The sequence below is a fragment of the Planctomycetota bacterium genome (assembly GCA_038746835.1).
GTDB lineage: Bacteria > Planctomycetota > Phycisphaerae > Tepidisphaerales > Tepidisphaeraceae > JBCDKH01.
Genome location: JBCDKH010000007.1, coordinates 21,124 through 44,179 on the forward strand (window position 1 = coordinate 21,124; position 23,056 = coordinate 44,179).

21 protein-coding genes are annotated in these 23,056 nt (G+C 66.1%); 13 read left to right on the forward strand and 8 right to left on the reverse strand.

Going from position 1 to position 23,056, the window contains the following annotated elements; all coding sequences use genetic code 11:
* Window positions 1-2: 2 nt before the first annotated feature.
* The 6 genes from AAGI46_01780 to AAGI46_01805 all read right to left on the reverse strand — a co-directional run bounded on the left by AAGI46_01780 (window position 3) and on the right by AAGI46_01805 (window position 8,038).
* A complete protein-coding gene (locus AAGI46_01780; protein ID MEM1010931.1) occupies window positions 3-1,751 on the reverse strand; it encodes an NAD-binding protein in 1,749 nt (582 codons plus the stop codon).
* Between the two features lie 71 nt (window positions 1,752-1,822).
* On the reverse strand, window positions 1,823-2,689 hold the full coding sequence (locus tag AAGI46_01785; GenBank protein MEM1010932.1) for a hypothetical protein: 867 nt from the start codon (window positions 2,687-2,689) through the stop codon (window positions 1,823-1,825).
* Between the two features lie 92 nt (window positions 2,690-2,781).
* Entirely contained in the window at window positions 2,782-4,350 is a 1,569-nt protein-coding gene (locus AAGI46_01790; protein ID MEM1010933.1) for an ATP-binding protein, read from the reverse strand.
* Between the two features lie 34 nt (window positions 4,351-4,384).
* Window positions 4,385-6,073: a circadian clock protein KaiC gene (gene kaiC / locus AAGI46_01795; GenBank protein ID MEM1010934.1), complete on the reverse strand. Its 1,689-nt coding sequence runs from the start codon at window positions 6,071-6,073 to the stop codon at window positions 4,385-4,387.
* Complete coding sequence (locus AAGI46_01800) at window positions 6,070-6,474, reverse strand: hypothetical protein (protein MEM1010935.1); 405 nt, start codon at window positions 6,472-6,474, stop codon at window positions 6,070-6,072. The genes kaiC and AAGI46_01800 overlap by 4 nt, the downstream gene beginning before the upstream one ends.
* Before the next feature lie 157 nt (window positions 6,475-6,631).
* The gene (locus tag AAGI46_01805; protein ID MEM1010936.1) at window positions 6,632-8,038 is read right to left on the reverse strand and encodes an RtcB family protein; all 1,407 of its coding nucleotides are present in this window, start codon (window positions 8,036-8,038) and stop codon (window positions 6,632-6,634) included.
* Between the two features lie 365 nt (window positions 8,039-8,403).
* Here AAGI46_01805 and AAGI46_01810 point away from each other — a divergent pair, with 365 nt between their 5' ends.
* The 4 genes from AAGI46_01810 (at window position 8,404) to queG (ending at window position 12,720) form a co-directional block, all read left to right on the forward strand.
* Window positions 8,404-9,939 carry a hypothetical protein gene (locus tag AAGI46_01810; GenBank protein MEM1010937.1) on the forward strand — a complete coding sequence of 512 codons (1,536 nt, stop codon included), beginning with the start codon at window positions 8,404-8,406 and terminating at the stop codon, window positions 9,937-9,939.
* 90 nt (window positions 9,940-10,029) lie between these two features.
* Entirely contained in the window at window positions 10,030-11,463 is a 1,434-nt protein-coding gene (locus AAGI46_01815) for an MATE family efflux transporter (GenBank protein MEM1010938.1), read from the forward strand.
* 19 nt (window positions 11,464-11,482) lie between these two features.
* Window positions 11,483-11,728, forward strand: coding sequence for a DnaJ family domain-containing protein (locus AAGI46_01820; protein MEM1010939.1), 246 nt, complete (start codon window positions 11,483-11,485; stop codon window positions 11,726-11,728).
* Window positions 11,725-12,720 carry a tRNA epoxyqueuosine(34) reductase QueG gene (gene queG / locus AAGI46_01825; protein ID MEM1010940.1) on the forward strand — a complete coding sequence of 332 codons (996 nt, stop codon included), beginning with the start codon at window positions 11,725-11,727 and terminating at the stop codon, window positions 12,718-12,720. The genes AAGI46_01820 and queG overlap by 4 nt, the downstream gene beginning before the upstream one ends.
* 21 nt (window positions 12,721-12,741) lie before the next feature.
* Here the strand turns inward: queG and AAGI46_01830 are convergent, their stop codons facing one another.
* Complete coding sequence (locus AAGI46_01830) at window positions 12,742-13,194, reverse strand: Hsp20/alpha crystallin family protein (GenBank protein ID MEM1010941.1); 453 nt, start codon at window positions 13,192-13,194, stop codon at window positions 12,742-12,744.
* 191 nt (window positions 13,195-13,385) lie between these two features.
* On the opposite strand from AAGI46_01830, the gene miaA reads away from it, so the two are divergent.
* From miaA to AAGI46_01860, 6 genes are all read left to right on the forward strand, one after another.
* Window positions 13,386-14,297, forward strand: a complete 912-nt coding sequence (gene miaA, locus AAGI46_01835; GenBank protein MEM1010942.1) for a tRNA (adenosine(37)-N6)-dimethylallyltransferase MiaA — start codon at window positions 13,386-13,388, stop codon at window positions 14,295-14,297.
* A 65-nt stretch (window positions 14,298-14,362) separates the two neighbouring features.
* Window positions 14,363-15,106, forward strand: coding sequence for a hypothetical protein (locus AAGI46_01840; GenBank protein MEM1010943.1), 744 nt, complete (start codon window positions 14,363-14,365; stop codon window positions 15,104-15,106).
* Window positions 15,107-15,205: 99 nt separating this feature from the next.
* Window positions 15,206-15,910: a hypothetical protein gene (locus AAGI46_01845; protein ID MEM1010944.1), complete on the forward strand. Its 705-nt coding sequence runs from the start codon at window positions 15,206-15,208 to the stop codon at window positions 15,908-15,910.
* Between the two features lie 36 nt (window positions 15,911-15,946).
* Window positions 15,947-17,221, forward strand: a complete 1,275-nt coding sequence (locus tag AAGI46_01850; GenBank protein ID MEM1010945.1) for a hypothetical protein — start codon at window positions 15,947-15,949, stop codon at window positions 17,219-17,221.
* Between the two features lie 90 nt (window positions 17,222-17,311).
* Window positions 17,312-18,073: an alpha/beta hydrolase fold domain-containing protein gene (locus tag AAGI46_01855; protein ID MEM1010946.1), complete on the forward strand. Its 762-nt coding sequence runs from the start codon at window positions 17,312-17,314 to the stop codon at window positions 18,071-18,073.
* A 26-nt stretch (window positions 18,074-18,099) separates the two neighbouring features.
* A complete protein-coding gene (locus tag AAGI46_01860) occupies window positions 18,100-19,500 on the forward strand; it encodes a PEP-CTERM sorting domain-containing protein (GenBank protein MEM1010947.1) in 1,401 nt (466 codons plus the stop codon).
* Window positions 19,501-19,550: 50 nt separating this feature from the next.
* Here the strand turns inward: AAGI46_01860 and AAGI46_01865 are convergent, their stop codons facing one another.
* Window positions 19,551-20,522, reverse strand: a complete 972-nt coding sequence (locus AAGI46_01865) for a prepilin-type N-terminal cleavage/methylation domain-containing protein (protein ID MEM1010948.1) — start codon at window positions 20,520-20,522, stop codon at window positions 19,551-19,553.
* Between the two features lie 123 nt (window positions 20,523-20,645).
* Here AAGI46_01865 and AAGI46_01870 point away from each other — a divergent pair, with 123 nt between their 5' ends.
* The 3 genes from AAGI46_01870 to AAGI46_01880 form a co-directional block, all read left to right on the forward strand.
* A complete protein-coding gene (locus tag AAGI46_01870; protein MEM1010949.1) occupies window positions 20,646-21,701 on the forward strand; it encodes a substrate-binding domain-containing protein in 1,056 nt (351 codons plus the stop codon).
* A gap of 59 nt (window positions 21,702-21,760) precedes the next feature.
* The gene (locus tag AAGI46_01875) at window positions 21,761-22,180 is read left to right on the forward strand and encodes a BlaI/MecI/CopY family transcriptional regulator (protein MEM1010950.1); all 420 of its coding nucleotides are present in this window, start codon (window positions 21,761-21,763) and stop codon (window positions 22,178-22,180) included.
* A partial coding sequence (locus AAGI46_01880; protein MEM1010951.1) for a M56 family metallopeptidase occupies window positions 22,177-23,056 on the forward strand: 880 nt, incomplete at its 3' end. The genes AAGI46_01875 and AAGI46_01880, both read left to right, overlap by 4 nt.

Sequence of the window (23,056 nt, forward strand, 5' to 3'; positions counted from 1 at the left end):
TGTCAGCGGGAGTACTTCTCCAGGAACTTCTGCTCGGTCTCGGCCGTGCCGATGAAGAGGAGTTCGCTGCCGGCTTCGAGGACGAGGTCGGCGGGCGGGTTGACGCGGATATCGCCGTTGCCCTGATCGACCGCGACGATGGTCGCGCCGCTGTCGCGTCGCACGTCGAGCTCTTCGATCTTGTGGCCGATCATGCTGTCCGGGCTGGGCAGGCGAATGACGTTCAGGCCCTCGGCGATCGGCAGGATGTCGGCCCGGGCGACGAACTTCAGAATCCGGCTCACGCCAACCGACGCCATCGACATCGTCACGTCCGCGCCCGCGCGGTGCAGCACGTCGACGCTCCGATCGCGCTCGGCCCGGGCGACGATCTGCGCGTCGGGCTTCAGGTGCCGCATCTGGAGCGTCAAGTAGATGTTGGTCGCATCGTCGCTGGTCGTGATCAGCACGCTCGACGCGTCGTCGAGACCAGCCTCCTGCAAGACCTTCGGATCAGCAGCGTCGCCGGTGATGATGCGGGTGCCTTCGGGCACGTCGCTCGGGTCGATGCGGTCGGGTCTCTGCTCGACGATGTTGCACGAGATGCCGCGACGCTTGAGCGAGCGTGCCGTCGCACGCCCGACGCGTCCGCCGCCGATGACGACGGCCGGCTCGCCGGAGACGTTGTAGATGACGAACGACTCGTCGTACGCCTCGAGCTGTTCGCGTGTCCCGGCCATGAGCAGGACCGCATGTTCGCTGACGACGACGTCGGGCGTCGCGAGTTCGAATCGGCCTCGGTCCCAGACGCCCAGCACGCTCGGGCCGAGGTCGCGGAGGCGGTTTTCGCGGAGGGTTTTGCCGACGAGCGGCGTTCGACTGGCGTTGGCTTCGGCGATGAGGAGCCCGCCGAGCGTCGGCCGGCCCTCTTCGGTGACGTTGCCGTCAGCCACGTCATCGGCGTCGCCACCGATGGTGCGACGGGCGAGCGATTCGCCCATCAGCTCGCTGAACTCGACGACACGTGTCGCCCCGGCGAGCTTCTGGATCTTGGCGGCCGACGCGGTTCGCGCGGCGGAGACGATCGGCGTGTGCGGTGCGGCCTCGCGTGCGACGAAGACCGCGTTCGCGTTGGCGACGTCCTCGCCACAAGCAACGAACACCGCGGCGGCTGATGCTCGACAGAGCTGGAAAGTCTCGACCTCGTCCGGCTCGCCGAGCATGACGCGTAGGCCCATCTCGCGAAGACGCAGTGCCTCCTCGATGTCATCGCCCGCGAGCAGGACATACCGCTGGCCGAACTGGTCGAAGCGTTCGATGAGGTCGTCCACGACCGGCCCGGTGCCGCTGATCACGACGTGGTCGGCCAGGTCCTCGGGCAAACGCCTCGGCACGCGTGCAGCACGCTGGGCCTCCATCCACGGGGCGTAGAAGAACTGGATGAACGTGAACGGCAGCAGCACGAGCAAGAAGAGCGTGCCGCTGACGAGCACCAGCATGCTGAACGCCCGGCCAATGTCGCTCTCGAAGGTGATGTCGCCGAAGCCGAGCGTGCTCATCACGGTCAGCGTCCAGTAGACGGCCGTCACCCACGAGTGCTCTCGATCGCCATAGCCGAGGCGCTCTTCGTAGAGCATCAGGTAGTGAAACACCACGCTGTATGCCGCGACCATCGCGACCAGCACAGCGAGGAAGCGCAGCAACACCAACCCGTTGCTCCGCGTCGGGCCTTTCCGCAGGTGGACGATGACTTGTGCCGCAATCGACTTCATCCGCGGGCGCACACTACGGATCGTGCCGTGCCCGTGAGTTTGGACAGTGTCTCCTGCGTCGGTTCCTTGTGTCAGTCCGCATTGTGACGGGTCCGGAGGCGCTTTGCCGCCGCGAGCCCCTCGACGAGCACCTGGACCTGCTTCAAGAACGCTGCGGTCCAGCACGCGAAGAGTGTCGCACCGGCGAGAATGAGGAGCAGAAACACCCCACACGCCTGCAGGATGTCTACCGGGTTTGGGAAATACATGTTCCCGCCTCCACCAACTCCCCGCGGGTTTAAGGCGACGGGGGCGACGAAAATCGCGACGCATACCCCGGCCACTTCCACCCAGAACTTGATGCTCGCGTTACGGAGAGTTTCAAACGCGGGATCAATCGTTTTCACACCATGTCGATCACGGTCGGTTGTCGCGTCGGCGTAGGTGAGACGAAAGGCCGCTTCGCGCCGTGGTGTCGCCTGACGTCTTGGCTGGAACGTGCGTGCTGGTTTCGCGTTTCGCGGACGCAACTTCTGGTGGACGTTCTGGAGATGCTCCAGCATGTTGACTCCACGCCATCCACCTGCGACTGCCAGTAGCAGCCCGATTATCAAGCAGGACGTCGCAAAAGACGAGCCGACCGGGTAGAGAAATGCGAGCCCGATCGCAACCAAACCGAGGCCGTGCACCGTCGACAGAGCAAGGTGTGTCTGATACGGCTCGCTCCTCCACAGCCCACGACTTTGAAATCGGATCATCCACTGATCGCTGAGGCAACGAAGGACGGCCGCCAAGAAAAAGCATGCAGCCGCCCCTGGTTCCCAAGGCTGGAAGAGGAACGCAGTCACAAGATCGAGTCCACCGGTGCCGGTTGGCTCGAGCCCGATACTTCCTGAGAGTGCCGCTAATCCGACACCAGTGATGATGAACAGATCTGCGACGATCCAGCCCGCCGTCACTCGGATCGCCAGAGCGGGAAGCCGGTGATCAGTTTGAGGCACCGGTGCACGGTATTCGTTTCATGAAAGCCCCGTTTGCCGTGTCGCGGTGCTCACTTGAGCGCGACGACGAGTTCGCGGACGAGGACGTCGGGTTCGAAGGGTTTTTGGAGGAAGCGCCACGGCATCGACGTGTTGGCGAAGTGCGGTGAGGCGGAGGCGGCGACTTCGCCGTTGGTGTAGCCGCTCATCAGCAGGACCGGCAGGTCGGGGAAGAGCTCGCCGGCACGCTTGGCGACGTCGACGCCGGTCAGGCCGGGCATCGCGACGTCGCTGGCGATGACGTCGTACGGCAGGCGATGACCTTCGGCGGCTTCCTCGAGCAGTTCGATCGCCTGTGTGCCGTCGGCGGCGGCGTCGACGTCGAAGTGGGCGCGACGCAGGATGCGCATCAGGAGCTTCCTGACCGCGTCCTGGTCTTCGACGAGCAGCACGCGAAGGGCGCGATTCTCACTGGCGTGGACGAGCGCCTCCAACGCCTCGGACGTCTCGTCGGAGGTCGGCGTCTGATCGGTCGTGGCATCGGCATCGACGCATGGCAGGCGAATGATGAACGTCGTTCCGCCGCCGGGTGTGTCGGAGAACTCGACGCGTCCGCCGCTTCGTCGAACCAAGCCGTAAACGGTGCTGAGGCCCAGGCCCGTGCCGAGTCCTTCGGGCTTGGTGGTGAAGAACGGCTCGAACACGTGCGGCCTGGCGCTGCCTGGGATGCCCGTCCCATGGTCGATGATCTGCAGCTCCGCCCAGCCGTAGTCGCCTTGGTCGGCGTGGTGCCGCAGCACGATGCGAATCGGCTCCTCGCTCGGGCCGTTGCCGACGGTGGCGTCGTGGGCGTTGACGAGCAGGTTGAGCAGAATGCGATCGACCTGGTCGGGCTCGGCGTTGACGGGTGGCGTGTTGTCGGCGTCGATTTCGAGGCGAATCTTCCCGCCGCACGCCGCTTCGTACATCCGGCGATGCTCGACGAGCAGCTGGTTGAGATCGCTGCGGCCCGACGGCGGGCGATGCCGACCGGAGAAACTCAGCAGCGAACGCGTGAGTTCCTGAGCGGTCTCCGCAGCGCGGCGCACCTCGGCGAGGTCGCCCTTGAGGCTGTCGCTCTGGCCGTCGACGAAACCCTCGGCCTTGTCGACGCGACGTTCGGCGAGCCTTGCGTAGCCGATGACAGCGGTGAGCAGGTTGTTGAAGTCGTGCGCGACGCCGCCGGCGAGCCGGCCGACCGCTTCCATCTTTTCGGCCCCGGCCAGACGCTGTTCGAGCTCCAGCTTGTCGGTGACGTCGCGGAGCGTGACGAAGATCGTTTGCGTCGACTTGTCGCCAAGGTCGACGACGCGGAGTTCGGCCTCGCGTGAGGAGCCGTCGGGTCGACGCAGCGTCAGCCGGCTCAGGTCACCGCCATCGATCGGAATGCCGAGCGACGCGCCCAGCAGCGAGTCTGCGGGTCGGCCGAAGAGTTGTTCGGCAGAGGGGTTGGCATAGCTGACAACGCCTTCGGGGTCGAGCAGGAGAACCGCATCGAGCGATGCCGCCAGAAGCCGGTCGGCCGCCGCGACGAGTGGCGCGGAGGCGTGAAGTGGCGCCGCCGGTGGCGTTACGGGGTTGGCGTCGTCGTCGTGACTCATCGGCGTCGGCGGCTGGCGGTCTTGCCGCCGATCGTCAGTCGAGGTCGCTGGTCGGGTCGATGTCCGAGACGTCTGAGGTCATGGCCTCGCCCGTACGAAGCCGGTTGATGTCACCCTTGGGTCCAGCCAGGACCATGCCCGAGTCGGTAATACGGTAGCGGCGGTGCTCGCGCGCGTGCATGCTGCCGCGCATCTTGAGCAGCGTCAGGGCGCGCTCCATGCGACCCTGCGTGTCGATGTAGCGGAGCATGATGATCGTGTCGTTGAGCGTGCTGATGTGCTGCTCGCTGATGCTCACCTCGTCGCCCAGGCTTCCACCGCCGGCCGTCAGGACGGTGGTCACGCGGTTCTGCTTCACGAAGGCTGCCAGGCCGATGAGAAACTGGCGAAACGCGAACTGTGGCCCGATGCGTTCCAGGGCCGACAGCGAGTCGATCACCAAGCGTCGCGGCTGTTCTCGCCTGACGACTTCCTGGATGCGGAGCAAGTGTTCCTCCATGCCGAGCGCCTCCGGATACAGGCTCTCGAGCACGATCTTGCCGCTCCGCTCGGCCTCTTTGAGGTCGAGCCCGAAGGCGGCGGCGTTGCGGAAGACCTGCTCGCGGCTTTCTTCGAACGCGAGGAACATCGACTTCTCGCCGGCGTTGGCTCCGCCCATGACGAAGTGGTTGCACAGGAGCGTTTTGCCCAGGCCCGTCGCGCCGCTGATGAGGACGACCGAGTCGCGGAAGAGTCCGCCGTCGGTCATGCGGTCCAGCTCGGGCACGCCGGTCGTCGTGCGCTCGACGCCCGAACCTTGTGTCAGCTGCATCGTCGAGATGCCCAGCACGCTGATGCCTCGTCCGGCACGGATGACGAAGGGACTCTCGCCCTCGACGTGGGCGCAACTGCGGAGCTTCTTGATCTCGACGCTGCGTCGACGTCGCTCGCCGTAGCGGTTGTTGCGGAACAGCAGCACGCCGTCGGTGATGAACTCGTCGAGGCCGAATCGGCTGACGGGGCCGTCGTCTCCGGAGCGTTCGCCGGTGAGCAGGACAGTCAGCCCGGCGCGCTTGAGGCCTTCGATGAGCTGCCGGAGCGGCGGACGAAGTGCCAGATTCGGGTCGAAGCGGTCGCCGCTGTGTCGCTCGCTGCTGACGAAGTTGGCGGCGAGTCCGGCAAGCGAGTCGATCACGACGCGGTCGGCGTTGATCTTCTGAGCGGCGTTGACGATGCGCGCGAGCAGACCGGCTAGGTCGAACGAGTCGTCCAGCACGACGTCGCCGCCGCCGTCGTGCTTGTCGGGCATGTCCTGGACCGCCTCGCCGCCTTCGAGGTGCGACGGCAGGACGTCGAGCAGGATGAGCTTTCCGCCGTCTTCGGCCTTCTTGGCGTCCCGGCCGAGGCTGGCGATGGTGCGACGCAGCTGGTCGCTGGACTCTTCGAAGCTGACGAAGACCGCCGCCGAGTCGGCCTCGGCTGCGCCGTCGAGTGCGAAGTGGATTGCCGCGAGCGTCTTTCCTGTGCCGGCCGTCCCGGCGATGAGGATCGCCCGTCCGACCGGCATGCCGCCGCCTAGGAGCTCGTCGAGGCCGGCGATGCCGCTGGGCGTGCGTTCGGTGCCGTCCTGGTGGCGTCCGGGCGTGGAGAAGAAGCCCTGGTAGTACGACGCGTCGCCGCCGGCACCGTCGCGCGGGGTACGCGCGGGGTTGTCGTCGGAAGCTGTCGCGGCGGGATCGCTCATGGAGAGTGCAGTCTCGAAGAGTTTGGTGCGGAGGAGCCGCCAGCGGCCGGAGTGCCGGCGTCGCCGTGGGTGTCGGCTCCTGCCATGGCGGCGGCGTGCTGGACGGCGGATCGGAGCTTGACGGGATCCGTCAAGCCGCCCACGAAGCGACGCACGCCCAACACCGCACCGCCCGGCTGAACCAGCGTCAGCTCCAGCAGCGGCGTGGCGAGGACTCGCGCCTCGTCGGCCACTGCAGGTTGTTCGAGAATGTCGATAACAGCAACGGCAAAACCGCTGTCGCCGTTCAAAGCTTGCCCGACCGCCACCGATGCCGCCCGCGCTGCCGATGACCCGGCGACGAACACGCGCAGCCGACCCGGCGGGCTGAGCGAGTCGGGTTGGGGTGCGTTACGAGTCATCCCAAAGACACTCTCGGTGCGGGAGGCAGAGGCCGACGGGCATTTTCAGCGAGCGCCGTCCCGACTGTACTAAAGACGCACTGACTGCCAACGCCTTGCATCGTCTAAAGCAAAACAATGACAAACCGGGCCGCGACAGATGTCGCGACCCGGCCAGTCAGTCCTCCGCCTTCTCGCCGGCGGGGGCCATCTTCACGATGCGCGGGTCGAACCGGGCGACCACGTCCACAAGGTCGGTCTGGGCGGCCATGACCGCTTCGATGTCCTTGTAGACGCCCGGCACCTCGTCGAGGCCGGCACTCATCAGCTCCACGTTCGCCTCGTCCAGCTGCGGCTTGACGTGACTCCAGCGGAACTTGGACTGCGCCTGACGCCGGCTCATCACCCGGCCGGCACCGTGGCTGGCGGACGTGAGCGACTCGGGCTTGCCACGGCCGCGGACGACGTAGCCGGGCGTGGCCATCGAGCCGGGGATGACGCCCAGAACGCCCCCGCCGGCCGGGGTTGCGCCCTTTCGGTGGACGACCACCTCTTCGCCGTCGTGCTCTTCGAGCCAGGCGAAGTTGTGGTGGTTCTCCACCGTCGCCGCGATCTTCAGGCCCGCCGCCTTGGCGACCCGCTTGTGGATGACCTCGTGGTTGGCGGCCGCGTAGTCGCCCATGAGGTTCATCGCCGCGAAGTACTCGGCCCCCGCCTCGCTGTCGAGGTCGAGCCACGACAGGTGCTTGAGCTGCTTTGGAAGCTCCGGGTGCCGATCCATCGCGATGCGGCTGTAGTGCTCGCAGACCATGGCCCCGGTTCCACGGCTGCCCGAGTGCGACAGGAGCGCGAGGTACGTGCCCGCGGGCAGGCCGAGGTCGGGTGCGACGAGGGTGACGGTTCCGAACTCGACGAAGTGGTTCCCGCTGCCGCTCGTGCCGAGCTGCTTGCGCGCCTTCGTCTTGAACTTCTCCGTCACCGGGCTCACGGACCAGTCGGCGTCAAGGACGTCGTGGTCGTTGGGCTCCTTGAACACGGCCCCGGTACCGAAGCGCGTCTCGGACTCGATGGCGTTCTTGAGCTTCTCGCGAAGCCCTTCGAGCCGCTCGCCGGGCAGGTCGTAGACCGACAGCCTCATACGGCAAGCGATGTCGACGCCGACCGCATACGGGATGACCGCGTTCTTGACCGCCAGCACCCCGCCGATCGGCAGGCCGTAGCCGAGGTGGGCGTCGGGCATGAGCGCACCACGCACGGCCACGGGCAGCGTCGCGGCGCGGTCCATCTGCTCCAGAGCGTTGGCGTCGAGGCCTTCGCCCCAGATGGCGATGTCGGCCGGGGTCTCGCGTGGCGTGAACGGGTGGAGCCGCTCGTGGGCCTCCTTCAGCTCGACGAACACCGGTGCCAGGTCGCTCCAGTGCGCGTCAGCCGTCAGCTCGTCGGGCTTGTTGACGAGACGCCAGACGTGGCCCTTGGCATCGCGGCCGTCGAACACGCCCTCGCGGGCGAGCTGCTTGATCCGCTGCCGAACACGGGGCACCAGCTCGGCCGGCACGCCCATCTTGATGATGGCCTTCTCCTTCATGGGAAGAGCCTCCTTTTCCTAAAACGAGATCGGCCGCCTGCGACGGGTCGGATTCGTCCGACGGGTCGCAGGCGGCCGGGAAGGCTCGCGGAGAAAGGTCCCGTCAGATCACGATGCAGTCATTGCGAAACAGACCACCAGCCAGTAATTCCTGGCATGAGCCTTTCCACATTGTGACAGCTATCCGCGACACGGGGCGGGAAACATAGCAGGCAGTCTGTAAAACGCAAAGGCGCAAAGAGACGAAGGAACGCAAAGTCAGAGATTTTTTCTCGTCGCGTCTTCCTCTCTTCTGCTCTTTGCGGTTCTTCGCTCCTTTGCGACTTTGCGTTTCAGCGAGCGACTCCCGCGATACGATGAGCGCCGTGCCGCCACCACCCGACATCGACGCGACGTCGATCGACGCCGGCTCGGCGACGAGTCTGGACGGGTACGAGGTTCGGTTCACCATCTCACTCCAGCCGCAGCGTCGGCGAAGCGAGATCGACGATGCCGCGTTCGCCGGCGCATTCGTCGGCATGCACAGCGCGGAAGAGGCGATCGAAGCCCTTCGGCCAGACGCCGAGCGTGCACTGGCGAGCGTCACGCAGTCGCTGGAACCAGCCGACGTCGAGGCATGGCAGGCCGAGCCGCCGATCGAGGCGTTCGCCAAGGCGATCCGCGCGTTCCTGTTTCGCTTCGGTATGGAGACCGGACCGATCCGCGTGAAGGCGTCGTCGCCTGCGTTCGAGGAACAGTCTGCCATGGCCGAGGCCGCCGAGGCCGCGAAGCGGGCCGAGGGCCACGCGGCGTCGCTGGTGGCGGCCTTCCACGAGCTGCGTCAGAAGCACCCCGACGTCCCGCCCGGCAAGCTTCTGATGGGCCTGCCCGAGGCGGATCGTCGGCCGACGTTGATGAAGCTCATCGAAGGCGAGGCCGAGCGTGACACGAGCCGCCTCTTCGTCGCCGCGGGTTCGGCGTTGTACGAGTTGCACGGCGACCAGCTCACCGTCTTCGCCGCCGCCGGCGGGAGTCTCGGTCCGATCCGCCGGCTGGCGTTCGCGGAAGTGTCAGGCCGGCCGATCGTTGCATGCGGGTGTCGGGACGGCGTGACGCTCCAGCCGGTGGACGTTCCGGACGCGGCGGGTGAAGTGCCGTCGATCCTGCCCAACGAGGGAAGCGGTCGTGGCTTTGGGAGCATCGACCTGATCGCCAACGGTGACGGCACGTGCTGGCTCTGGATGACGCACACCGAACGCGGTGCGGAGTGCCTGCTCATCCGCGGGCTCAGCGCTCCGCTGCCGCCGCTGAAGCGCCTCCAGTTCGTCGATGGACACCACCGGGAATCGAAGTTCGTCGCGGCACCAGCTGGCGACTGGGCGATGCTGGTCGCCGACGCCGGCGTCGAGATCGCATACACAGGTTCGGGGCACTACACACTCCCGGTTGGCGGGCCTTCCGCACAGGCTGTCAGGTTCTTCTCGACGCGGGTGCCGCTTCGTCCGCACCCGTTGCTCACTCTCGCGCGAGGTGAAGTGATTGAGGCCGTTGTGTCTGATGCAGAAGACCTCGAAGAAGTGGATGTTCGGTGGCAGGAGCGCACAAGGTTCGGGACGGACTTAGCAAGTGCAGGTCTGGTTCCGTTCGTCGGCGACATCCGCATCGCCGCCTGCCTGAAGGACGGGCCGATCGCGGTGGCCGGTGTCGAGGACGACGTCGTGGTCGAGTACCAGTCGCCGTACTCCGGCTTCGCAGAAGTCGCGGCGTCGGCCGGTTGTGTTGCGGCCATCACCGCCGATCGCGAGCGGCTGGTCGTCTGGCGACTCGATCGTCCGGAGCAGCCCGAGCACGATGTGTTCCTTCCGAGCACCACCCGCAGCCGCGGAGCGGACCTGATATTCGTTCCTACTTCGTCATCCTGAGCGAGCGCAGCGAGTCGAAGGACCTCGTCTGACCGTTGCGCGAATCCAGGCGAGGTCCCTCGGCTGCGCTCGGAATGACGGATTGATTGCTTGTCGTGGTTCCGAAACCCGACCTGCACCACGCGCTACGCTGGCGACGTGCTGCGGGAGGCGAGCAACATCTCGAGCAGCACGCCGGACACCACGCCGTCGTTCGGGCAGCTGACGAAGCGCCTGCTGGTCCTGGGGCTGCCGATCGCGGTCGAGAACCTGCTGCACATCTTCGTCGGCCTCACCGACACCTATCTCGCCAACCAGCTCGACAAGCCCGCCGCCGCGGCCGTGGGGGCGACGACCTACGTGCTCTGGTTCATCGGGCTCATGACCGGCTCCGTCGCGACCGGCTCGACCGCGCTCATTAGCCGAGCGACTGGTGCAAACGACCGTCGCACCGCCAATGCCGCGACCGGGCAGTCGTTCCTGCTGGCCGGGTCTGTCGGGCTCGTCCTGGCGACGCTGCTGCTCGTCCTCGCCGGGCCGGCGGGCGGATGGTTCGGGCTCGAGAACCCGCAGACGCAGGCGTACATCACGCAGTACCTCTGGATCCTGGGCTTTGGCGTGCCGCTGGCGGTCTTCACGTTCGTCGGCAACGCCTGCCTGCGTGGGGCCGGCGACACGCTCACGCCCGCCATCGCGATGATCGTCATCGATCTCGTGAACATCGGGCTCAGCTTCGGCCTGGTCTACGGCTGGGGTCCGCTGCCGGCGATGGGCTTCGACGGCATCGCCTGGGGCACGGCCATCGCCTACTCCGGCGGGGCGTTTGTCGTCGCGGCCGTTCTGATCCGCGGCAGCTCGACGGGCCTCAAGCTCTACCTCCACCGGCTCCGCCCGCACGTGTCGGTCATCCGCCGCGTCTTGAAGGTCGGCCTGCCGAGCATGTTCGAGGGGCTCACCTTCTGGGGTGCCAACTTCGTCGTCCTCTACCTCGTCGGCACGCTGGGCGACGTCGCTGGTGCCGCCCACAACGTCGTCGTCCGCGTCGAGGCGTTGAGTTACATGACCGGCTTCGCCATCAGCACCGCGGCCGCGACGATGGTCGGGCAGGCACTGGGCCGCCGCAATCCGACCGAGGCGATGCGGAGCGGCACCGTCGCCTTCGTGGTCGGCGGCGGGTTCATGGTCGGGTGTGGCGTGTTGTTCGTGGCCGTGCCGCACTTCCTGTGCGGGCTGATCGCCAGTGAGCCGGAGATTGTCGAGCAATCGGCCAAGGCGCTGCGCGTCGTCGGCTTCGCCCAGATCGGCTTCGCGGCGATGATGATCTACGGCGGCGCGCTCCGCGGTGCCGGCGACACGACGGCCGTCATGACGCGCAACCTCGGCAGCGCGATCGTCCTGCGAATGACGGGTGCCCTGCTCGTCGTCAACGTCTTCGGCTTCGGCCTGATCGCCGTCTGGGCGGTCCTCGCGATCGACCTGATGAGCCGCGGCCTGCTCCTCGCCGGTCGCTTCTACTCGGGAAAGTGGACCACTCGCGAGGTCTGACGCGTTACGATCGCTCCCGATGGATCTCCGCAACGTCGACCTCGGAGCCGCCCTGCGTCGCATCGCCGATCGCCGCATCGAGCAGGCAATGGACGAGGGGAAGTTCAACAACCTCGAAGGCGAAGGCAAGCCGCTCGACCTCGAGCCGGTACCGGCCGACGAAGAGGCCAAGGCGATGTACTGGGCGGTGAAGCTGTGTCGCCAGAACAACGTGCTGGGCGACGCGATGAAGAAGGAAGCCCTCCGCCGGACGACGTCGGAATGATCGCGTCGCTCCGACTCGCGGCCGCGGTCAAGGAGCGGGCGAGCGATCTCGGTTTCGACGCCTGCGGCATCGCCTCGGCCGGCGAGACCCAACACGCCGACTACGTCCACCAGTTCTTCCAGCAAGGCCGCCACGGCGACATGGCATGGCTCGCCAATCGGCGCGACGAACGCCTCGACCCACGCACGTACCTGCCGGGTGCACGCTCGATCATCGTCGTCGCCACCAGCTACAACGTGCCGCTCCGTCATCCTGAGCGAGCGGAGCGAGTCGAAGGACCTCGCCTGCCGTCCGACGATCAGACGAGGTCCCTCGACAAGCTCGGGATGACGGAGGGCAAAGTCGCCCGCTATGCCCTCGGCATCGACTACCACGACCACCTCAAAAACCGGCTCTTCACCCTCGCCGACTGGCTGCGAACGGAGACGCCCTGCGAGACGCGCGTCTGCGTCGACACGGCCCCGGTGCTCGAAAGCGAGTGGGCCGCGCGAAGTGGCATCGCCTGGCAGGGCAAGAACCGACTCGCCCTGAGTACGACGCTCGGCAGCTACCTGCTCCTCGGCGAAATCCTGACCACCGCCGACCTCGCTGGCGACGCGCAAGCAACGAACCGCTGCGGAACCTGCAACGCGTGCATCGACGCCTGCCCGACCGACGCGCTCACGCCCTACCAGATCGACCCGCGACGCTGCATCAGCACGTGGACCATCGAACATCGCGGCGATGACCTGCCGGGCGATCCCCACGGCTGGCTCTTCGGCTGCGACATCTGCCAGGAAGTCTGCCCCTGGAACCGCAAGGCCGCCCCGGCGACGGACCCGCTCGTCCAGCCCCGGCCCGGCTTCGAGTCCGGCACGCTCGACGCGGAAGCCGTGCTGCGTTGGACACCCGACGACTTCCGCTCGGCCACACGCAAGTCGGCGATGCGACGCGTGAAGCTTCCGCAACTGCAGAGAAACGCCCGGGCCGTTCTTTCGAATGGCCGGGCGTGAAGAAGCGAATTGTCAACTCGTTTACGAGACCGTGATTTTGCGCGGCTTGGTCTCTTCCTTCTTCGCAAGCTTCAAGTAGAGAACGCCCGCGTCGAGCTTGGCCTCGACGTTGTCCGTCGCGACGGTTTGCGGCAGGCTGAAGCTGCGGCTGAAATAGGTGTACCGACGCTCGTTGAGCAGCGTCTCTCGCTTGTCGTCGTCACTCGTCGCGGGCGAACGTTCGGCCGTGACCGTCAGCACGCTGTTGTCGACCGTGACGTCGATGTGCTCCTTGGAAAAGCCGGGAAGTTCGGCCTCGAAGTAGAGGGCGTTCTCGTCCTCGTGAATGTCGACCGCGTAGGGCGCGCTGCGCCGGCCGTTGGTCGTCTGCGGGGTTTGGCCGAAGAATCGGCCGAGCATCGTGTCGAACTCGCGTTGCATGTCGACGAAGACGTCATTGCCGCGATGTCGCTGGATGGTGGTGGGCAGTGCCATAGTGAAAAGGTCCTTTGGAAAAGGGGGTCGTTGTGCGGCTGTCCCGCCGCGAATCAATCGTCGCCGAGTCAGTGAACAACGGTCGTGCCAGACGTCGAACCTCACTGGCTCGCTGCAAACGAGGTCTGCGGCGAGAAACGGCTGCAGATTTGGCATGCGTTGCCGCGTTGGCAGCCGGCCAACGATGCGGCGTGCCGCCCGTCGTGCAGATCTTCGGCCCCACCGCAAGCGGGAAGTCTGCGCTGGCCATGGAAGTGGCCAAACGTCTCGATGGGATCGTGCTGGCAGTCGACTCGATGACCGTCTACCGCGGCATGGACATCGGCACCGCCAAGCCGTCAGCCGAGGAACGAGCGTCGGTCCCGCACGAGGGACTGGACCTCGTCGATCCGACCGAAGCGTTCACGGTCCGGCAGTGGCTCGATGTTGCGGATCGCGTGCTGGCAGAGACAGACCAACCCGTCATCGCCGTCGGTGGAACGCCGCTCTATCACCAGGCTTTGGTCCGCGGCCTGTTCGATGGTCCCGCGGGCGACGAGGCGATCCGTCGAGAGCTCGACCCACTCAGCGACGACGAGGTCCACGCGAAGCTCGCCGAGGTCGATCCGGTCTCCGCCGGCCGGCTGCATCCGCACAATCGTCGTCGCGTCGTGCGAGCGCTGGAAGTCCATCGCCTCACCGGCCGGCCGATCAGCGAATTGCAGCGTCAGTGGGAAGAGGGCCCGGACCGCGTCGAAACCGTTCGCTTCGGCATGGCCTGGCCGCGCGAGGAACTCAACCGCCGGATCAACGCGCGAACGAAACAAATGATCGCCGACGGCTGGCCCGCTGAAGTCGAGGCGCTGCTCGATCGTCACGGCCATCTCGGTCCGACCGCCCGCGAGGCCGCCGGGTATCGCCTCCTGTCGCTCGTGGCTCAGGATCGGATGTCGCTGGCCGACGCGGCGGAGCAGATCAAGATCAAGACGCGTCAGCTCGCCAAGCGGCAGATGACGTGGTTCCGTCGATTCCAGCAGACGCTCTGGCTCGATGGTGCAGCTTCTGCAGCCGAACAGGCCGACAAAGTCGGTGAGCTGCTCGCAAACGCTGAAAATAGAGCTTGACCGTGCTAGAAACTGGAGTATCTTGCGGGAGCGGCAGATGTCCTGCTGCATTCCGGAGGAACCCAATGTCCAACCCACGTTTTCTGCTTCTCGCTGCGTCCGCCACGGCGACGCTCGTCTCTGCTGCCTCGGCCTCGCCGGTGCTCATCGATTTTGGCAACGACGACAGCTTCCGCGGCGTCTCGACGCCCTCGCCTGATGCCGACGGCAACTTCTGGACGAGTGTCTGGACCGGCGACTTCTACTCCAACCTTCCCGACGCCGACGGCAACGCGACGACGATCGACATCGGCTTCGACTCCAGCTTCGTCGGAGGCGGCTCGCTCGGCTCTGACTACTTCAACGGTCCCTCCGGCGCAACGCAAGACCCGGCCGCAACCGTCTACGACGACGGAGCCCTCGGCCTGCTCGGTGCCAACGAGGCCGTCTACGACTACTACTCAAATGCCGGCTGGCAGCTTCAGGGCCTTGACCCGTCGCTGACGTACACGCTCACGTTTTACGGGTCGCACAAGTTCAACAACGACAACACGACCCGCTACGCGACCTACACCGACACGGACTTCACCACCGTCGTCGACTCGGTCGATCTCGTCGTCGGCGTGAACTCGAATCACAACCAGGACCAAGTTGCGGTTCTGACGAACGTCGCACCCGACGCGAGCGGCATCATCTACTTCGCCTTCACCGGGGCCAACGGCGGCAACGGTTACCTGAACGCGATGTCGGTCGCTGTTGTGCCTGAGCCCGCTGCTGCGACGCTCGGCCTGCTCGGACTCGGTGCGATGCTCACGCGTCGCCGAGCCTGAGCCCGGCCTCCACGATCCAGGAGAGAGACGCTTCGGCCACCAGGCCGAGTCGTGCGGTGCCGCGCCGCGCGATGTCCCTTTCGTCTTCGGAGAAATCTCATGACAACGCACCTGTCCTCGAACCCATCTCGCGTGCTCGTGATCGCCCTGCTGGTTGGCGTGTTCGGCTTCGTCGGACAGGCGTTGGCAAGCGACTTCCGCAGTGAGATCAGCCGCGGCGACGATGCGCGGAAAGAAGAGCGCTACACCGACGCTTTGTCCGCGTACCAGAAGGCCGGCGAGGCGGCGAAGTCCGACACCGATCGGGCGATTGCACTCAGCAAGCGAGCGCTCGTTCAGGCGTACGACCTTCGCGACTACGAGACGGCGGCCGAACTGGCGGACGCAGCGCTGTCGATGCCCGACGTCCACCCCGTCGGCCACGTCAACGCGTACCAGGTCAAGGCCGTCTACCACCTCAAGCACAATGAGGATTTCCGGGCGGCACAGCGGACGCTCGACCAGGCCTTCAAGCTGGACGAGGTCGACTGGGCCCATCCGACGTTGCACATGCTGAGGGGCGACGCACGCCGACTTGATGGCAAGGGCCTTGAGGCGATCGAGTCGTACGAGGTGATCGCGAAGGACGCGGACCTCAACGATCGATTCCGCGCGACCGCCTGGCTGAACATCGGCCTGTCGCACCAATACGTGCTGCGTGACGCAACCAACGCCAAGACCGCCTACGCCGAAGCGCGCAAGCTGCACGACGGACTCGGTTACGAGATTGACAAGCACCTTGAGCGGCTCGCCAGCAGCAACTGACACGCTTCACCACGCGTTCCATTCGCCAGGATTGCCATGCGACTTGCTCTTCCATTCAAGGCGGCGTTGATCTCGGTGGCCGTCGCTTTGGGCGGCTGCGATTCCGGGGCCGTCTCGACGGACGCCGAACCCACGTCTGCCGTGCACACCGCGGCCGATCCCGACGTCACGCCCTCCGTCAAACGAACGGACAAGCTCGTCCTCATGCACTACATGCCCTGGCATCGCACGCCCGAGGAGTTCGGCGGGCGTGGCGGCTGGGGCGGGCACTGGACCGGCTGGGGCCGGCACGACCCGGAGCAGATCGATGACACCGGACGACGCGACGTCTACTCGCACTTCTACCCGCTCATCGACGTCTACGACTCCGCCGACCCACACGTGGTCGAGGCTCAGCTGCTCCAGATGCGCCTTGCCGGCGTGGACGGCGTCATCGTCGACTGGTACGGCATCGGACAGGCGGCCGACTATCCGGAAAATCAGGTCGGCACGCAGGTGCTCTTCGAGCAGTGCGAAAAGCTCGGCATCGACTTCGCCGTCTGCTACGAAGATCGCACGGTCGAAGTCCTCGTCAACGAAGGGCACGTCGAGTCCGAAGCCATCGGCGAACACCTGGCCGAGACGCTGGTGTGGCTGCAGGAGAACTGGTTCGCCTCGCCGGTCTACGTGCACCTGGGTGACCGGCCGTTGTTCCTGAACTTCGGGCCGATCTACGTCTCCTCGGGCGACGTCTGGGAGGTCGGTCTGTCGGCCGTCTCACCCAGGCCGATGTTCATTCCGCTGCAACATCTGTGGCGCGGCGTCGACGCGGATGGCGGGTTTGCGTGGGTCCACCACCGCGCGTGGGACAATGATCCGCCTGTCGACGTCGTCAAGCAGCGATTGCTCGACCTCTTTGCCGACATGGCCGAGGGCGGCGAGTTTGTTCCGGCGGCCGTGACGGGCTTCAAAGACATTTACGACGTGCCGTTCGAGTCGCTCGACCACCGTGACGGCGACACGCTGCGTGCCTCGCTCGAAGCCGCCCTGGCCGCGCCTGGACGCGTCGTGCAGCTGGTCACGTGGAACGACTACGGCGAGGGCACGATGATCGAGCCGACGCGCGAGTTCGACCACCTGTTCCTCGAGATCCTGCAGGACCGCCTGCTCGATGGCGGCGCGCATGACGACCTTCGACTGCCAGCGCGTCTGTTGGATCTGCGACGGGCCGGCAACGTCGCGTCGAGCGAACTGGACGCCATCGCGCAGATGCTGTCCGATCGCAACGTCGCCGGGGCGCGCGCAGCGTTGGACCGACTCGACACCGACTGAGCCTCGACCCGTATCCATCCGATGAGCCATCGCCTCTGGTCCCTGCCGTGGGTTGCGCTTCTGGCGTGCCAGCTGTTCCTAGCCCAATCCGTGTCTGCCGACGTCACGTACACCATCGACCGCGACATCGGCTACTGGGGCGACGACGCGCCCGACGACTACGCCGAGGAACGCTGCCGGCTCGACGTCTACCGGCCCGAAGGGGGCGAGGCGTTTCCGACCGTCATCTGGTTCCACGCGGGTGGCCTGACCGCGGGCGAGCGGTTCATCCCCGGCGAGCTCCGCAAGAGCGGCATGGCCATCGTCGCCGCTGATTACCGGCTCAATCCCAAGGCAGAGGCTCCCGCCTACCTCGAAGACGCTGCTGCAGCGACGGCGTGGGTGCTGGACAACATCGAAGCCCTCGGCGGCGATCCGGATCGCGTCTACATCACCGGTGCCTCCGCCGGCGGCTACCTCGCGACCATGGTCGGCCTCGACGATCGCTGGCTCGCCGCGCACGACAAGTCGCCCAGCGACCTGGCCGGCATCATCTCGCTCAGCGGGCAGATGATCACGCACTTCACCGTCCGCAAAGAGCAAGGCGTCACCGGCACGCAGCCGGTCATCGACGACATGTCGCCGCTGTTCCACGTCAAGCCTGACGCGCCCACGCTCGTCCTCATCACCGGCGATCGCGACGTCGAACTCTTCGGCCGATACGAGGAAAACGCGTACATGTGGCGCATGATGCAAGTCGTCGGCCACAAGGACACGACGATCTACGAGCTCGACGGCTTCAACCACGGGCAGATGACGCAGCCGGCGCTCTTCCTCATGCGACGACTGGTGCTTGAGGACGGCGAGCAGTGAGGCGGTTTGCCATCGCTGCATGCGCCGTGGTCGTCGCCACTCCGACGGCAATCGCCCGGCCGCCGGTCTACTTCCACTACATGCCCTGGTTCGAAACGCCCGCCAGCAACGGCGGCGAGTGGGGCTACCACTGGCAGTTCCTCAATCGCGACCCCAGCCAGGTCGACGCTCAAGGGCGACGCGACATCGCCTCCCACTACTACCCGAAGATCGGGCCTTACGCGTCGGGCGATCCGAACGTGCTGGAGTACCACCTGCTCCTGACCAAGCTGTCCGGTGCCGAGGGTCTTCTGCTCGACTGGTACGGCGTCGCCGGCTCCAACGGTGACATCGCTTCGCTGCTGGCCAACTCGAACGCGATCTTCGACAAGGCGGCTCAGTTCGGGCTCGACGTCGGCGTGGTGCTGGAAGATCGCTTTGCCCGCTCGCCGGCCGACGTTCAGGCGAACATCAACTATCTTCGGCAGAACTACTTCAACCAGCCGCACTACCTCCGCGTCGGGCCGGGCGACGATCCGCTGTTGATGATCTTCGGTCCGATCGGCATGGAAGACCCGGCCGCGTGGTCGTCGATCTTGCCGACAGCCGGCGAGCCGATTACGACATTGCCGCTCTGGTACCAATCGCCGGACGTCGGCCCGTTGTCAGACGGCGAGTTTGCGTGGATCTTCGAGGACGAATCGCTCGACGATCACCTCCAGCAGCAACAGACCTTCCTGAACGACATCGCCCGGACGCTCGGGACTGCGGCGGGCGTCGCCTACGCGGGCTTCAACGACTTCTACGCCGAGGGCGGCGTCGGCGACATCATCGGCTTCGACATTCCCGTCTCGCGTGACACGCTTGCGGCGACGTTCGACGTCATCGACCTGGCGGGCGACGACGTCGATCTCGTGCAGCTGGCGACCTTCAACGACTTTGGTGAGGGCACCATGTTCGAGCCGACCGTCGAGTTCGGCTACGACTTCCTCAGCGAAGTTCAGCAGTTCACCGGCGTTGACTTGGGCGAGGATGCGCTGGCGATGGCGTTCGAGCTCTACAGCTTGCGTGTGGCGTTCGGCGATCGCCCGGAGGTCGCGGTGCTGCTCGACGACGCGTCGACTGCCCTGTCGGCGTTCGACCTGATCGCCGCGCGGCAAGCCCTCGACGCCGCTGTCGGCCTCCCCGGCGATGCGAATCGCGACGGGGTGGTCGACCTCGCCGACTTCGGCAACCTGCGAAGCAACTTTGGGCTCTTCGTCGCGGACTACAGCCGAGGCGACTTCAATGCCGACGGCGTTGTCGACCTGCAGGACTTTGGATTGCTCCGTGCGAACTTCGGCGGTGACGCGGCCGCACTCGATGCCTGGTCCTCAACTGTGCCGGAGCCGACTAGCAGCCTGCTCGTCCTCGCCGCTGGCTGCGTGGCTCTGCGTCGACGAAAGTAGCCGCGGATCATCGACCCGCGGCTACCGAAGCAATCACAACTGCCCGGTCTTTACTGGCGGAACAGCAGACCCTGCCGCACGTCGTCCAGCACGAAGTTCTCGAACTTCAGTTCGCTGCCACCGAGCCCAGGCTGACGCCACTGGATGCCACCGGCGTGGCCGTCGGCGAAGAGGAGGTTGGCGCGGGTGTTGTTGTTGTGGCGGTAGCGAATCATCGACGCCGCGTTCCCGTCTGGGCCGGAGTCAGCGAGCATCTCGGCTGTGGTGGCGTAGTCGCGGTTGAATCCGGCGTCGGGGCCTTCGATGTACGTGTTGTACGCGGTCTCGAGGGTGGCCCAGTTCTGGCTGTAGCTGGTGCCATTGCCCTGCAGAAGCCAAAGGTCCTGGTATGACGCCCACCCGTTGGGCCCGAGCAGCGAGCCGATCTGGACGGCATCGGCCAGCAACATCATCTCCGTCGGTCGAGGCACGCGGCTCAGCAGGTACGGCTTGCTGCCGTCATCCGACTGGCCCGGCTGGGCAAAGGCGGGGTTGTACGTCTGATTGGGCTCCAGCGGGCCCGGTGCGAATCGAAAGAGCTGCGGGTGAACGCCGTAGGTGATGATGTCGTTGCCGTTGACGCCCTCGCCGAGGATGGTGTCGGTGTCGGTGTAGATGTCCCACAGTTCCTTCGGCCCGCCACCGTTGGCGGTGGAGGCGTAAGTGTCGCCGGTGTCCTTGGAGAAGTAGGGCAAAATGAGCCATGCCCAGTCGGTCGCGCCTTCGCCGTTGGGGCTGGTGTCACCGTTCCAGAACTTGATCGGCAGCCGGCCGCCGTGGGCCTGGGTGTACATGATCATCGCCGTGCCGATCTGCCGCTGATTCGACAGGCAGACGACGGTGTTGGCCGACCCTCTGGCCCGCGACAGCGTTGGCAGCAGGATGCTGACCAGCAGGGCGATGATGCCGATGACCACCAGCAGCTCCACGAGCGTGAAGCCGTTGTGTCGGCGAGCGTGTCCGGTGAGTTTCGAGTCGACCATGGGTCCTCCGCAGGAAGGCGACGGGTAAGATGGAACAATCTTGTTACAGAAACCTACTTCGAGAATCTCAGGCCGTCAACTGAAAAAGCCAGAGCGGAAAATCGACCGCAGTAGGGTCTGGGCGTGCCCCGACCGCCCGTCTTTACCCGCGTCGCCGAGCTGATCGAGCGTCGCATCGAGGCAGGCGACTACCTCCTCAACGACATTCCCGGCGAGCGACGCATCGCCGAGGACGCGGGCGTGAGTCACATGACGGCCCGAAAAGCCGTCTCCATGCTCCTGGAACGCGGCGTCCTCATTCGTCGGCCCAACGGTTCGCTCGACGTCAGCCCCGATCGCGCCGCCGGCACCGCCAGCTCGGCCGTCGCGCTGCTCTACCCGTCTGCGGCGTCGCCTCACCTGCTTCGGCTTCGATACGTCGTCGCAGCGGCCGCCGAAGCCAGCGGGCTCACGCTTCGGCCCGTCCAGTTCGTCCACTGGGACGACCCGATCGTCCGCGATGCCCTCGAGTTTGACGGCGGCGCCATCGTCATACCGAGCACCGAGCCCATCGGCACCCAGACGCTGTCGCGTCTCAAGGCCGGCCAAACCGCCCTGCTCGATGCCGATCTCAGCGACGAGTCGATCGCGTCGATCCGACTCTTCCCCGACGACCACATTCGCCTCGTCTTCGACCGGCTCGTCCGCGCGGGACACTGGCACATCGGCTGCATCAGCACCGAGGACCACACGCCCGAAATCCTGCGCCGACTGAGCCTCTGGCACGACTTTGCCGACGAGCACGGCCTGGATGTCGAGCTGTTCGACGAGCCGGTTCACGACTTTGCCGACCCGATGCCGATCGCCTGCGAGATCGTGCGTCGTCGCGTTGCTGGCGGGCAGACGCTGCCGTCGGCGTTCATCGGCATGACGTTCCCTGCGGCCGTCGGTGCGTCGCGAGCGCTATGGGAGTCGGGCGTCGTCGTCGGGAAGGACGTGTCGGTGGCGGCGGTCAATATCGAGCCGCCGGCGCGCTACATGACGCCTGCCGTGACAGGCCTGGACATGCCCGATCTGCGGCCTGCGCTGCAGCGCTGCTTCGACTGGTTTGCCAGTGGCGATGCTTGGGAAGGGCCGTTCCTGCTGGAGCCCGAGACGCCGAATCTGCTCGAAGGCGAGTCGGTCGTGTCGCTCGACTAGCACGCCAATCGGCAGCGTCGCTTGACAGGCGATGGCCCGATCGTTTACAAGTGTAATCGATGACGGCTTCGCAAGACGAACCGACGATCAGCGACGCCGAGTGGCGCGTGCTCTCGGCCCTGTGGCGTCTGGACGACACCGTCGCGACGGCTCAAGCCGTGGCCGCGGAAGTTCGGCCGGCGCAGGGCTGGGCGATCGCCACGGTCAAGACGCTGCTGGGCCGACTCGTCGAAAAGGAAGCCGTCGAGGCGTCGGCCGACCCGTCGGACCGTCGTCGGTTCCTCTACCAGGCCAAGCTCTCGCCCACGCAGGCACGACGACGCGCCGCCAAGTCGTTCGTCGATCGCATCTTCGCCGGCGACACGGCGGCGGGGGCGTTGCACCTTGTCGAGCAGGCGGACCTGTCCAAGGACCAGATCGACCAGCTTCGCGACGCGCTCGCGTCGGCGGAACGTCGTGCCAAGGGAGGCTCGTCATGATCGACGTCGACGCCTCGATGCTCGGACTGCTTCACGCGTCGTGGCAAGGCGGCCTGATGGCCGTTGCGATTGTGGTCGCAAGCCGACTGCTCGGCCCACGCCTGTCGCCGAGATTGCGAGGCTGGCTGTGGTGGCTCGTCGCCCTTCGTCTGGCGCTGCCCGTGACGGTGCAGGTGGCTGTGCTGCCGACGCCCGAAGAGACGACGGCGGTGACATTGCCGACGCCCATTGCCACGATTCCTGCTGACGTTCAGGTCGATGTCCGCGAGGCCGAGCCTTTGCCAGTGTTCGGCGTCGAACGGTTCGACGCGACAGTCAGCCAGGCTAATGCGCGACCATCGACCGACCCATCGAACAAGTTGCCGCTCTCGGCGATCGTGATCGGCCTCTGGCTCATCGGGGCGATGGCGATTGCGTTCCGGGGCGTTCTGCGTGTCCTGCGTTTTCGTCGGCGGGTTCGGCAGATGCCCGTCATCGTCGACGGACACACGATCGACGTGCTTGCGTCCGAGTCGCAAGCGATCGGCGTTCGGCGGCCGACGTTGCGGCGTGCGGGCGACCTTGCCGCGCCGGCGCTTTGGCCAGCGCTGCTCGGCCGATCCGCCATCCTGCTGCCAGACGCTGCCGAGCTGATGTCGGACAGAGAGCTTCGGCTGACGCTTCGCCACGAGCTCGCGCACGTCCGACGTGGCGACGCGTGGCAACGTTTGGCCTTCGCGTGCCTGCGTGCGGCACACTGGTTCAACCCGCTCGTCTGGCTCGCGGCCAAGCACGTGTCGGCCGATCAGGAACTCGCTTGCGACCCGATGACGCTCCGCGCCACCGACGCATCGACACCCCCCACCTACCGCCGACAGCGGTTGCGTCTGGCTTCAC